This is a genomic window from Myroides albus (assembly GCF_024722315.1).
GTDB lineage: Bacteria > Bacteroidota > Bacteroidia > Flavobacteriales > Flavobacteriaceae > Flavobacterium > Flavobacterium album_A.
In genome coordinates, this window is sequence record NZ_CP102754.1 from 764,122 (window position 1) to 776,380 (window position 12,259).

A 12,259-nucleotide genomic window follows, 5' to 3' on the forward strand; every position below is an offset into this window, starting at 1 on the left:
AAAATTATAGAAATTGTCATTCCTTCTGCTTCCAGACACCAAAAGGAAATCACCCTATATAGTAGCACTAATACTTATACTTGCATTTTGCATAACCTCAATACTACTCACTATAAATTTCGCTTATAATAACGGCGCTAATAAACGAACAAAACTGTTCTTTAAACGATGCCATTTTGAACGTTTATTCCAAAGCTTTAAATCAAGTTTGATTGACTCTTTACAATCTCTAAAAAACATTTCCCTCATCTTTAAGGCAAAGTCCTCATCGTAAATAATTGCATTTACTTCAAAATTCAAATCGAAACTTCTATGATCTAAATTACAAGTTCCAACAGAACATACTCCTGAATCAGTCACAAAAGTTTTGGCGTGTATAAAGCCTTTCTTGTACAAGTAAATCTCAACTCCATATTCTAATAATTCTTGAAAATAGGATTCTGATGCCCACTTCACCATCATTGAATCAGTAATACCAGGTAGAATCATCTTCACTTTCTTACCGCTCAATGCTGCCATCTTAATAGCTAATTGAAGTGATTCATCGGGAATATAGTAAGGAGTAGTTATGAGAATCTCACTTTTTGCGGTTTGTATTGCTTTCAATACACTGTATAAAATAGAAGGTACATCTGAGTCAGGTCCAGAAGAAATAATCTGCAAAGGAACTAAACGATCCTTACTGTACTCAACTTTTGGAAAATATTCTTTGCTAAAAGCAATAGTTTGTTTACTACAAAAATTCCAATCTGCTAAAAATATATACTGCAAACCATAAGCACCTGTCCCTTCAATGCGAACATGTGTATCTCTCCAATAATAGTCATTCTGATCCTTATTTCGGTTGTCATATCGATCAGAAATATTAATACCCCCCGTGTAACTAATTAATCCATCAATTACAACAATTTTTCTGTGATTGCGATAATTCAGACGGTTAGCTAAAGCTATCCAAATAATTCGGTTAAAGGGAAATGCCTCACCACCATGCTTGCGAATATTGCGAACAATATTCTTACGAATTGAGCGAGAACCATAATCATCGTAAATAAAACGGACTTCCACCCCCTCTTTTAATTTACTAATGAGTACTTCTTCAATTTGTCGACCGATTTCGCTATTTTCATAAATATAATACTCAATATGTATGTGGTGCTTAGCATTCTTTAAATCCTCTAACAACCTTGGAAAAAACACTTCGCCATTCTCCAATAGATCTACTTTATTATCAACTAACAAAGGCCCTTCTCCCATAGCCGTACTTGATAGCATCTTGATAAAGGAGCGATTCTCCTCCACTATCTTATTCCCTTTCTGCTTAAAATCAATGTGAACTTCTTTCAATCTCTGGGTTAAGCGCTCATTGTAATCATCGTTATGCTCTAATTTCTTAGTATACATTTTTCTCTTGCGGTAATTGATGCCAAAAGAGAAATAAAAAAACATCCCAAAGACGGGAACAAAAACAACCAATAACAAATAGGCTAAAGTCTTAGATATAGAATCTGTGTCATAGATAATGCGAATAGCTACAATAATCGTTAAGATAAAGTACAATATCTCTAAATACACAAACCAACCAGAATCAGTAACAACTTGCATAGGTATTATTTTTAAAAATTATAACAAACGATAGTATAGGCAAAAAAAGGTAGCAAATCAAGCGAGTAAATAAAAGCAATTACTTAAAAAAGTATAATTTACAATAAAATTATAAAAAGAAATTGACAGTCGAGCGTTCAAGAGAAAGTTTTTAATGCAAAAAGGCTTCCTTAATAAGGAAGCCTTTGAGCCGATGGAGGGACTCGAACCCACGACCTGCTGATTACAAATCAGCTGCTCTAGCCAGCTGAGCTACACCGGCGACTTAATAATGTCGCAACATTTAATTTTCAAATTGAGCCGATGGAGGGACTCGAACCCACGACCTGCTGATTACAAATCAGCTGCTCTAGCCAGCTGAGCTACACCGGCGACTCAATAGTATTATTGCAATATGTAATTTTCAAAAAATTGAGCCGATGGAGGGACTCGAACCCACGACCTGCTGATTACAAATCAGCTGCTCTAGCCAGCTGAGCTACACCGGCAACTCAATATTATTATTGCAATATTTAACTTTCAAAAAAATTGAGCCGATGGAGGGACTCGAACCCACGACCTGCTGATTACAAATCAGCTGCTCTAGCCAGCTGAGCTACACCGGCGACTCAATAGTTTTTATTGCAATATATTATTTTCAAAAAATTGAGCCGATGGAGGGACTCGAACCCACGACCTGCTGATTACAAATCAGCTGCTCTAGCCAGCTGAGCTACACCGGCGACTCAATAGTATTATTGCAATATGTTATTTTCAAAATTTGAGCCGATGGAGGGACTCGAACCCACGACCTGCTGATTACAAATCAGCTGCTCTAGCCAGCTGAGCTACACCGGCGACTCATTTTGCGAGTGCAAAGATAACACGCTTTTTGAATCTTACAAGCCTTTCGGCTTGTTTTTGTATTCTTTTTTTAGACTACAATGCGTTAATTTTCTCAACTAACTGACCTGCAACATTTTCTAATTTTGAGTAAACTCCTTTAAAATGTGCTTTTTTATTTTCAACGTTTTTAGCGTTTACTGCTTCAATTAATTCATCGAATGAAGTTAATGTTTCTTCTAACAACGCTTCAGTTTGTGGAGTTGCTCCATCAGTTGCCATTTCGTGAATATAAATAGCTTGGATAATGTCTCCTAATACGTAATGAATATCCTTTTTTAAGTTTTTTACACTTGCCATATTAATCTAATTTATGGGTTAAAATTTTGAACAAAGCTACAACTTTAATACTATACTTTATAGTCTTTTTACGAAACAAATATTTCTAATAAAGTCGCTTTACCTTCTATAGAAAATTCAGCAATAGCAGCTGGTATTAATATACTATCTCCTTTGCTAAACTCATATTTATCTTGATTTATTACGAATGTACAATCTCCTTCTGTACACACGTAAAAGTGGAATCTATCAATTGCCTTTTTTAGGTGATACACCTCTTTTAAAGGAATGTAATTCACTGAAAAATAAGGACATTCAACAATAGAATTTGCTACATTTTCTTTTTTCTCATAAACCAACTCTACTTGTTTTGGCTCATAATTAATCGCGTCTTTAGCTAAGTCTACGTGTAACTCTCTTGAATTGCCTTCAGCATCAACTCTATCCCAATCGTATACTCGATAAGTTATATCAGAAGTTTGTTGAATTTCTGCTAATAGTACTCCCCCACCAATGGCGTGAACAGTCCCTGTCTCAATAAAAAAAACATCCCCTTTCTCTACCAAAATTTCATTTAGAATAGAAGGTAATGTCTTGTTTTCGAGATGCTTCATATAATCCTCTTGATGTACTCCATCCTTAAAATCCACCACAACTCTCGCACCTGGGTCTGCTTGCATAACATACCACATTTCGGTCTTACCTAAAGATTGATGTCTTTTCATCGCAAGTTCATCATTAGGGTGTAATTGTATAGACAAATCCTCCTTGGCATCTAAAAATTTAAATAACAATGGAAATTGTTTGCCAAAGCGATTGTATATATAACTACCTAATAATTCCTCTGGATATTGGTTTATGAGCTCTTCTAAATCGCAACCTTTATAAGTTCCATTTGCTACAATACTAACATTATCTGTAACTCCAGAAACTTCCCAACTCTCTCCAACTTGATCAGAATGTATTTCTTTTCCTAATACTGTATTTAATTTTGTACCGCCCCATATGCGATCTTTTAGGATTGGTACAAATACGATAGGATATTGAATAAAACTCATATAATATTTTTCCTATTATAAAACATGTAGGCTAAACCTACCTCTCTTCCCTTAAAAAAATTCAAGCTACAAATTTACGAATTTTAGTATATACAAAACGTATTTTTAAAAATCTCCTTTAAAAGAAACAAAATTACGAGCAGTTTCATATAACACCACCTCTAAATCCTTGTCTTCGCTAATAAAAGGTCTTAATTTTTTCCAGATAACCACAGCTATATTTTCTGCAGTTGGATTCAATTCTGCAAATTCCGCAACATCTAAGTTCAAGTTTTTGTGATCAAAAGCTTCTTCTATTTCAGCCTTTATCAAATCAGACAACTCTTTTAAATCCATAACGAACCCAGTTTCTGGATCTAACTCTCCTGTTACATGTACAATCAATTCATAATTATGTCCATGGTAATTAGGGTTATTGCACTTCCCAAAGACAAGTTGGTTTTTCTTATCGTCCCAATTTTTATTAAATAATCGATGGGCTGCGTTAAAATGTGATTTTCTACTGATTGTTAAGCGCATAATTTACTTTTTTTGAGCTTCAATAAAATGGTAAAATTTCGAGAATATGATTTTAAACCATGCGGTATATAGTTCGGGTTGTTTTTCCATATCTTCTTTAATGTCATCTATCCCCATCCACTTCCAAGCTTCTACTTCTTCTCGGTTAACAGTTGGTTCGCCATTGTAATATCCTATCATTACATGATCAAACTCATGCTCTGTCAATCCATTGTCAAACGGAGCTTTATAAATAAAACTAAAAACGTCTTTTAACGGTACTTCAAAACCCATTTCTTCCACCATTCTCCTTCTACCTGCTTCTATATTTGTTTCTCCTGCTCGTTGATGACTACAACAAGTATTGGTCCATAATAAAGGGGAGTGATATTTTTCTGATGCTCTTTGTTGGAGCATAACTTCATTCTTGTCATTTAAAATAAAAACTGAAAAGGCACGATGCAACAAAGCTTTCTCATGAGCTTCAATTTTTTCCATTACTCCTATTTCCTCGTCGTTTTCATTAACTAATATTACAAATTCTTTTGCCATTTCTTTTTTAATTATATCAAATCCAAAAATACAAAAAAAGAAACTGTTTATCTAATTACTTCTCTCAATGCCCAATGTTTTGCTGTGATTTGTTTGTTTCCAAACTCAAAACATTTTATGTGATTCAAAAACAAGCCCATGCATTATTCTCGATTCTCTTATTGGCAACACTTTACCTAATCACTTGCCTTTTGACTAACACTTCCACTTAAGACTCAGACCTCTCTTTAAAGCAATGCTAAGATCAATCCCATTAGCACTTCACCAACCACTAATTTATCTCTGTTTGCAATTCAAAATTCAATTGTTTAATCTATTTAAAACAACAGTACAACTGCTAATGAAATTTGAAAACAAAAGGGGGTGGTCGGCTTGTGATCGGCATGTGGTCGGCTTATGATCGGCTTATGATCGGCTTATTTACCCTGTTTTTTAGCCGACCACCTACCTATCAATATGAAATCATACACCTAACATTTCCTTTGAATGCTAACACTACTTAACACCCTATATACCACAATCGCGATGATTAAAACACAAGAGGCCACCACATACAAACGACGCGATATGATTCATTCTGATGTTCACTATTGCTTTGGATTGAATACTGTTAAAGATTCGCTTACTTGAATCAACATATTTTATTTACTTTTGACAAGAACTTTACAACACTATGGAACGAAAAATAAAATTAATCTGGGACTTCAGAGGACCTGGAGCTTCAAAAACAGCAGAACACCATGTCATTCACTTAAAAGAGTACATCGCAATCGAAAAACTTCCTATTGCGATAATTGACATGGAAAATATAAACGAATCATACAGCTTGGCTTATATTGTCGTAAATGATGAGCAAATGCTCCAACTAAGAGATGTCCTAAAACCACATCGTGGAGAGTTGTACGAAGGAGATATAACTCATAATTAAATCTAAAACCAAGTGCTAAACAACTTTTTCTCCAAGATCTATTACTATCTTTTTAACATAACCGGGAGAGCTAATAGAACCGAATATTTTATTTATTCGATAATCTATGCATTGACGACTATTGTTATTTATCGCTTGATAGACAATATCGACCTTTACAACCGCAGCATTTTAAACTGGCCATATGCTTTAGTATTGCATATCCTAATCACTACCCCTACAATGGCTGCAACCACGCGTAGACTAAAAGACGCTAATTTGTCTTTACATTGGTTTTTACTCTATTTGATACCTGTTGTTAAGTACTTTTTAATTATTTATCTCTGTATCAAAAAGACATCAGTTAATAATAAGACTATAGCAACAGACCGTGAGCGCATTCTTTATAAGGACTAAACGACAGATTTACACATATCAAAAGGTGTATCAATGCGAATTAAGTTTAGTACTACACTGTTATGAGTACAACAAATAAGTTCAATAATACACAACGTACTATTTCCTAATCATAGAATGATGAATACAAATCAATAAAAAAGCGAGTTTCTATAAATTAGAAACTCGCTTTTTATATTTTAATTTATCAGTTAACAAATCTAATTTGCCTCTTTACTCATAAATTGAATTCTCATCAATCGTAGTTCATCGGTATCATAATCACCTTCAAATTCCGCCATTGCAACTTTAATATTGTCTGTCTCAGATTCCATAAAGTAATCGTAGATTTCTTCTTGACTATCTTCATCAAGTACTTCCTCTAACCAGTAATCAATATTCAATTTAGTACCAGAGTAAACAATCTGCTCCATTTCTTTCAATAGACCATCCATGTCTAATCCTTTTGCTTTGGCAATATCATCAAGCGAAAGTTTTCTATCAACACTCTGAATAATGTATAATTTAAGAGCAGAGTTAGCACCTGTAGACTTCACCACTAAATCGTCCGGTCGAATAATGTCGTTTTCCTCTACATATTTCTTTATTACTTCGACAAATTCTTTACCATATTTCTTGGCCTTACCATCACTAACTCCAATGATATTTGCCATTTCCTCAAGAGTAATAGGGTACTTCAGCCCCATTTCTTCTAATGAAGGATCTTGAAACACCACAAAAGGTGGTACACTTGATTTCTTGGCAACTTTCTTACGTAAATCTTTCAAAATACCAATCAGTACCTCGTCTACCACAGAGGCAGATTTTGAAACACCTAAATCTTGTTCGCTATCTGAGATTGAATATACGTGATCTTCAGTCATCAAGAAAGAGTAAGGTTTCTCCAAATACTCAAGTCCTGCCTCAGTAGATTTCAAAACACCATAAGTCTCAATATCTTTTTTCAATAGTCCTGCAACAAGCATTTGACGAATCAAAGCCATCCAGTACTTATCGTCGTGTTCTTTTCCACAACCAAAATAAACTTGATTATCCGTTTTATTCACTTTAATTAAAGCATTAAGCTTTCCAAGCAAAGTATTCACCACTTCTTTAGTCTTGTAAATCTGTTTGGTATCGCGAACGACTTCAATTACCTTCTTGACACTATCTTGAGCCTCGATTTTACTCTTGGGATTTCGGACGTTGTCATCCATATCAGCACCTTCGCCATTTACTTCATCAAATTCTTCTCCAAAATAGTGAAGTAAGAATTTTCTTCTCGACATAGAAGTTTCAGCATATCCAACTACTTCTTGTAATAGTGCAAAGCCAATTTCTTGTTCCGCAATTGGCTTTCCTGCCATAAACTTCTCAAGTTTCTCTATATCTTTATAAGAGTAATAAGCAAGGCAATATCCCTCACCGCCATCACGACCAGCCCTACCAGTTTCCTGATAATAACTCTCAAGCGATTTCGGTATATCGTGGTGGATTACATATCTCACATCTGGTTTATCGATTCCCATACCAAAAGCAATTGTTGCAACAACAACATCTACTTCTTCCATCAAGAACATGTCTTGGTGTTTTGCACGAGTTTTAGCATCTAATCCAGCATGATATGGAACAGCACTAATACCGTTTACTTGCAAAACATTCGCAATTTCTTCTACTTTCTTACGACTCAAACAGTATATTACACCTGATTTACCTTCTCTCTGTTTAATAAAGCGAATGATGTCAGATTCAACATTTTTAGTTTTGGGTCTAATTTCATAAAACAAGTTAGGTCTATTAAAAGAAGCCTTAAACACGTTTGCATTTGGAATCTCCAAGTTCTTAAGAATATCCTCTTGAACCTTTGGAGTTGCAGTTGCAGTTAACCCTATAATAGGAATATCTCCTAATTGCTTTATGATATTTCGAAGATTTCTATATTCTGGACGGAAGTCATGCCCCCATTCAGATATACAGTGAGCTTCATCTATTGCGACAAAAGAAAGCTTTTCTCCTTGTAAAAAAGTGACATATTCTTCTTTTGTTAAAGATTCAGGAGCAACGTATAACAATTTAGTTACACCATTTTTAATATCTTGCTTAACTTGATTCACCTCTGTTTTAGTAAGAGATGAATTCAATACATGCGCAATACCGTGCTCTGTTGACAAACTGCGTATTGCATCTACTTGATTCTTCATCAATGCAATAAGCGGTGAAACAACAATAGCAGTACCTTCCAGAACTAAAGCTGGTAATTGATAGCATAGAGATTTACCTCCCCCAGTAGGCATAATTACAAAAGTATTATGTCCCGAAATAATACTTTTAACTACATCCTCTTGTAGACCTTTAAACTGTGAAAAGCCGAAAAATCTCTTTAACTCCTTGTACAAGTCAAATTCAGTTGATTTCATTATTTTTGTATGGTATTTTACATAAATTTGCAGTACCTAAAGGTACAAAATTTCTTTAGTTCAATCCTAAACATTTAACATTCACTAATTTTGAATACAACATCAACTATACTGAATACTGCTAAAAACACTTTGTTATCTGAAAGTGAAAGCATTAAGAAACTTGTTAATTATTTATCTGATGATTTTGCACATGCTGTTGAGGCTATCTTCAACTGCAAAGGGCGAATCGTAGTGACAGGAATAGGCAAAAGTGCACTAATTGGCGCAAAAATAGTAGCAACATTCAACTCAACAGGTACTCCAGCCATTTATATGCACGCTGCAGAAGCTGTACATGGTGACTTGGGAATCGTACAACCTGAAGATTGTGTCATTTGTATTTCAAATAGTGGAAATAGTCCAGAAATAAAAGTATTAACTCCATTGTTAACAAGACAAGGCAATAAATTAATCGCCATAACAGCTAACGAAAACTCTTTCTTGGCGAAAGGCTCTGATTTTGTATTACTGTCAAAAGTAGACAGAGAAGCTGATCCAAATAATTTAGCCCCTATGAATAGTACAACAGCTCAATTAGTATTAGGAGATGCCCTTGCTGCTTGTTTAATTGAGTTAAAACAATTCACTTCAAATGACTTCGCAATGTATCACCCTGGAGGAGCTTTAGGTAAAAAACTGTTATTATTGGTAAAGAACATCTTGAAAAGTCAAAACAAACCGGCAGTTTCACCTACATCTTCTATCAAAGATGTGATTGTCGAAATATCAGAAAAACGCCTCGGTGTGACAGCTGTAGTGGAAAATAATAAAATAATTGGTATCATTACAGACGGAGATTTGCGTCGTATGCTACAAAAAAGCGATTCTTTAGCTAACTTTGTAGCCGCTGATATCATGACTCAACATCCAAAAACAATAGATGTCAACCAACATGTATCAAAAGCATTGTCGATATTAGAGGATAATTCAATCACTCAACTATTGGTAACAGACAATGAAGAATACGCTGGTGTGATACATTTACATGATATCCTTAAAGAAGGAATAGTTTAAAATTATGACGAAAAAAGTAAAGAACGAAAAAAAGGAAATGTCTTTCCTTGATCATTTAGAAGAATTACGTTGGTTATTGGTACGCTCATCTATATTTATTTTAGGTGGAGGTGCTGTAGCATTCTTCTTTAGGGACTTCATCTTTAACACAGTAATCTTTGGCCCCAAAGATCCCAATTTCATTACATATAAAATGTTTTGCAAAGTAGCCCAATACTTTAATTTTGAAGATGGCTTTTGCAATCAAGAATTACCTTTCGAAATACAGAACCGTACAATGGATGGTCAATTCTCTGTAATTATATGGACGTGTATCAGTGCAGGTTTCATAATTGCTGTGCCTTTTATTTTATGGGAAGTTTGGAAATTCATCAGCCCTGCTTTATACAAAAATGAAAAAAAATATGCGAAGCTATTTATTGTAGTATCCTCTTTGCTCTTCTTCTTGGGAGTATTATTTGGCTATTATATGATAACTCCATTATCGATTAATTTCTTAGCAAATATCCAGGTCAGCGAGATTGTCAAAAATCAAATTGATATAAACTCGTATATCAGTCTTGTTAAAACAACATCTATTGCCTGTGGATTAGTTTTTGAATTACCTATTATCATTTACTTTCTGTCTGTTATGAATTTAGTTACCCCTGAATTTTTAAGAGATTACAGAAAGTATGCGATTGTACTAATTTTGATTGTTGCGGCAGTCATTACACCTCCGGATGTGGTTAGTCAAATCATCGTATCAATACCTTTATTAATTCTCTATGAAGTTAGTATATATATTTCTAAATTCGTACAAGGATCAAATAAGAGAAAAGAGTTAGCCAATACCAATATTACTAAATCAGAGTAAGAATGAAATTAAGAGCAGACAATATCATCAAAATATATAAAAAGAGAAAAGTAGTAAAAGGAGTTTCTGTTGAAGTAAATCAAGGAGAAATCGTTGGTCTACTGGGACCTAACGGAGCTGGAAAGACCACTTCTTTTTACATGATTGTGGGACTTGTAAAACCCAATGCGGGTCATATATATCTTGACAATACAGATATAACTGATTTCCCAATGTATAAACGAGCTCAACATGGTATTGGATATTTAGCACAAGAAGCTTCAGTATTTAGAAAATTAAGTATTGAAGACAACATACTGAGTGTGCTGCAATTGACTAAACTTTCTAAACAGGAACAGATAGCAAAGATGGAATCTTTAATCGAAGAATTTAGCTTAGAACATATCCGTACCAACAGAGGAGATTTACTTTCAGGAGGAGAGCGACGTCGTACCGAAATTGCAAGAGCATTAGCTACCGACCCAAAATTCATATTATTAGATGAACCATTTGCAGGAGTTGACCCTGTAGCAGTAGAAGATATACAGAGAATCGTAGCAAAGCTAAAAAACAAGAATATTGGAATCTTGATCACTGATCACAACGTGCAAGAAACCTTAGCAATCACGGACAAAACATACTTAATGTTTGAAGGAGGAATCCTAAAAGCTGGAATTCCTGAAGAACTTGCTGCGGACGAAATGGTCAGAAAAGTATACTTAGGACAAAACTTTGAATTGCGTAAGAAAAAATTAACTTTTTAATCAAACAATCCTTAATACTAAATTATTAAGGATTGTTTGATTATATACATTTCCTTTTCTATAACAGTTCTATTTCTAAGAAAAAACACAAAGAAGTATCACTAATCAGACTTATTTAAAAATGTAATGACTCGTCAAAACACAACAATTGCGAAACCTAAATTACATTTTTATTTTTTTGACTATCTTTAAATTTTATATTTGCACAAAAAAAAAGAAAATGAAAAGTAGAATTTCCTTAAATATAACTGTTGTAATTGCAGTTTTTACACTTCTATTGACCTCTTGTGCATCAAGAGAGAAAATAGTGTACTACCAAGATGCTGACAGTGTATTAATGAACAATTTACAGGATACAAAATTTCAAACAAGACTACAACCTGATGATTTGTTAATGATTATCGTTTCAGCAGAAGATGTTGAAGCAGCAGCTCCATTCAACTTAATCAACAGTATGACCTCAAACCCTCTTAATCCAGCAGGTACAGGTCAAATGCAACAACAACTCTACTTAATTGACAACAACGGGTATGTTCAATTCCCAGTGTTAGGAAATATAAAATTAGGAGGAATGACGCGTAAAGACGCTCTTAACTACCTATCAAAAGAAATCGGACAATACATCAACAATCCTATTATTAACTTGCGTATAATGAACTTTAAAGTAACTGTTCAAGGAGAAGTTAATAAACCAGGAGTCCACTCAATAAACAGTGAAAGATTAACCTTATCAGAAGCAATTGCTTTGTCAGGTGATATGACTGTTTATGGAAAAAGAGAAAACGTTTTAATTATCAGAGAAATTGACGGTCATAGAGTCCCTATCCGCGTGGATATGACAAAATCAGACTTTATGAATTCACCTTTCTACTATTTGAACCAGAATGACATCGTCTATGTAGAACCAAATAAAACAAGAGTAAATTCTTCAGTAGTGGGACCGAACTTAAGTTTAGGTCTATCAGCACTTTCACTTCTTGTTACTATTATTGCGTTATCAACTAAATAATTAC

Annotated in this window: 12 protein-coding genes and 6 tRNA genes; 6 read left to right on the plus strand and 12 right to left on the minus strand. The window is 34.3% G+C overall.

Annotation, left to right across the window (positions count from 1 at the left end):
- Positions 1 to 123: 123 nt before the first annotated feature.
- From cls to idi, 11 genes are all read right to left on the minus strand, one after another.
- The gene (gene cls / locus NWE55_RS03460; RefSeq protein WP_155092378.1) at positions 124 to 1,602 is read right to left on the minus strand and encodes a cardiolipin synthase; all 1,479 of its coding nucleotides are present in this window, start codon (positions 1,600 to 1,602) and stop codon (positions 124 to 126) included.
- A 188-nt stretch (positions 1,603 to 1,790) separates the two neighbouring features.
- A tRNA-Thr gene (locus NWE55_RS03465) sits at positions 1,791 to 1,864 on the minus strand.
- 36 nt (positions 1,865 to 1,900) lie between these two features.
- Positions 1,901 to 1,974, minus strand: a tRNA-Thr gene (locus NWE55_RS03470).
- 42 nt (positions 1,975 to 2,016) lie between these two features.
- A tRNA-Thr gene (locus NWE55_RS03475) sits at positions 2,017 to 2,090 on the minus strand.
- 43 nt (positions 2,091 to 2,133) lie between these two features.
- Positions 2,134 to 2,207, minus strand: a tRNA-Thr gene (locus NWE55_RS03480).
- Positions 2,208 to 2,250: 43 nt separating this feature from the next.
- Positions 2,251 to 2,324: transfer RNA gene (locus NWE55_RS03485), tRNA-Thr, on the minus strand.
- A gap of 41 nt (positions 2,325 to 2,365) precedes the next feature.
- Positions 2,366 to 2,439, minus strand: a tRNA-Thr gene (locus NWE55_RS03490).
- 81 nt (positions 2,440 to 2,520) lie between these two features.
- Positions 2,521 to 2,784, minus strand: a complete 264-nt coding sequence (locus NWE55_RS03495; RefSeq protein WP_155092379.1) for a hypothetical protein — start codon at positions 2,782 to 2,784, stop codon at positions 2,521 to 2,523.
- A gap of 68 nt (positions 2,785 to 2,852) precedes the next feature.
- Positions 2,853 to 3,821: a type I phosphomannose isomerase catalytic subunit gene (locus tag NWE55_RS03500; RefSeq protein ID WP_155092380.1), complete on the minus strand. Its 969-nt coding sequence runs from the start codon at positions 3,819 to 3,821 to the stop codon at positions 2,853 to 2,855.
- A gap of 105 nt (positions 3,822 to 3,926) precedes the next feature.
- A complete protein-coding gene (locus NWE55_RS03505; RefSeq protein WP_155092381.1) occupies positions 3,927 to 4,340 on the minus strand; it encodes a 6-pyruvoyl trahydropterin synthase family protein in 414 nt (137 codons plus the stop codon).
- Between the two features lie 3 nt (positions 4,341 to 4,343).
- Positions 4,344 to 4,871, minus strand: coding sequence for an isopentenyl-diphosphate Delta-isomerase (gene idi / locus NWE55_RS03510; RefSeq protein ID WP_155092382.1), 528 nt, complete (start codon positions 4,869 to 4,871; stop codon positions 4,344 to 4,346).
- Between the two features lie 673 nt (positions 4,872 to 5,544).
- Between idi and NWE55_RS03515 the strand changes: the two genes are divergently transcribed.
- Positions 5,545 to 5,799: a hypothetical protein gene (locus NWE55_RS03515; RefSeq protein WP_155092383.1), complete on the plus strand. Its 255-nt coding sequence runs from the start codon at positions 5,545 to 5,547 to the stop codon at positions 5,797 to 5,799.
- A 12-nt stretch (positions 5,800 to 5,811) separates the two neighbouring features.
- Positions 5,812 to 6,195, plus strand: a complete 384-nt coding sequence (locus NWE55_RS03520) for a DUF805 domain-containing protein (protein WP_155092384.1) — start codon at positions 5,812 to 5,814, stop codon at positions 6,193 to 6,195.
- Positions 6,196 to 6,395: 200 nt separating this feature from the next.
- Here NWE55_RS03520 and recQ read toward each other — a convergent pair whose 3' ends face one another.
- Positions 6,396 to 8,591 carry a DNA helicase RecQ gene (recQ, locus tag NWE55_RS03525; protein WP_155092385.1) on the minus strand — a complete coding sequence of 732 codons (2,196 nt, stop codon included), beginning with the start codon at positions 8,589 to 8,591 and terminating at the stop codon, positions 6,396 to 6,398.
- A gap of 90 nt (positions 8,592 to 8,681) precedes the next feature.
- Between recQ and NWE55_RS03530 the strand changes: the two genes are divergently transcribed.
- The 4 genes from NWE55_RS03530 (at position 8,682) to NWE55_RS03545 (ending at position 12,255) form a co-directional block, all read left to right on the plus strand.
- Positions 8,682 to 9,647 (plus strand): KpsF/GutQ family sugar-phosphate isomerase, encoded by a 966-nt coding sequence (locus NWE55_RS03530; RefSeq protein WP_155092386.1) that lies wholly within the window; start codon positions 8,682 to 8,684, stop codon positions 9,645 to 9,647.
- Positions 9,648 to 9,684: 37 nt separating this feature from the next.
- Positions 9,685 to 10,503, plus strand: coding sequence for a twin-arginine translocase subunit TatC (tatC, locus tag NWE55_RS03535; RefSeq protein ID WP_155092418.1), 819 nt, complete (start codon positions 9,685 to 9,687; stop codon positions 10,501 to 10,503).
- Between the two features lie 2 nt (positions 10,504 to 10,505).
- The gene (gene lptB / locus NWE55_RS03540; protein WP_155092387.1) at positions 10,506 to 11,246 is read left to right on the plus strand and encodes an LPS export ABC transporter ATP-binding protein; all 741 of its coding nucleotides are present in this window, start codon (positions 10,506 to 10,508) and stop codon (positions 11,244 to 11,246) included.
- Positions 11,247 to 11,466: 220 nt separating this feature from the next.
- The gene (locus tag NWE55_RS03545; RefSeq protein ID WP_155092388.1) at positions 11,467 to 12,255 is read left to right on the plus strand and encodes a polysaccharide biosynthesis/export family protein; all 789 of its coding nucleotides are present in this window, start codon (positions 11,467 to 11,469) and stop codon (positions 12,253 to 12,255) included.
- Positions 12,256 to 12,259: the final 4 nt, after the last annotated feature.

Excerpts from the sequence above, each read along its gene's own strand:
- NWE55_RS03515 (WP_155092383.1), top strand. The coding sequence starts at position 5,545 with ATGGAACGAAAAATAAAATTAATCTGGGACTTCAGAGGACCTGGAGCT.
- cls (WP_155092378.1), bottom strand. The coding sequence starts at position 1,602 with ATGCAAGTTGTTACTGATTCTGGTTGGTTTGTGTATTTAGAGATATTG.
- idi (WP_155092382.1), bottom strand. The coding sequence starts at position 4,871 with ATGGCAAAAGAATTTGTAATATTAGTTAATGAAAACGACGAGGAAATA.
- tatC (WP_155092418.1), top strand. The coding sequence starts at position 9,685 with ATGTCTTTCCTTGATCATTTAGAAGAATTACGTTGGTTATTGGTACGC.
- NWE55_RS03505 (WP_155092381.1), bottom strand. The coding sequence starts at position 4,340 with ATGCGCTTAACAATCAGTAGAAAATCACATTTTAACGCAGCCCATCGA.
- NWE55_RS03545 (WP_155092388.1), top strand. The coding sequence starts at position 11,467 with ATGAAAAGTAGAATTTCCTTAAATATAACTGTTGTAATTGCAGTTTTT.
- recQ (WP_155092385.1), bottom strand. The coding sequence starts at position 8,591 with ATGAAATCAACTGAATTTGACTTGTACAAGGAGTTAAAGAGATTTTTC.
- NWE55_RS03500 (WP_155092380.1), bottom strand. The coding sequence starts at position 3,821 with ATGAGTTTTATTCAATATCCTATCGTATTTGTACCAATCCTAAAAGAT.
- NWE55_RS03495 (WP_155092379.1), bottom strand. The coding sequence starts at position 2,784 with ATGGCAAGTGTAAAAAACTTAAAAAAGGATATTCATTACGTATTAGGA.
- lptB (WP_155092387.1), top strand. The coding sequence starts at position 10,506 with ATGAAATTAAGAGCAGACAATATCATCAAAATATATAAAAAGAGAAAA.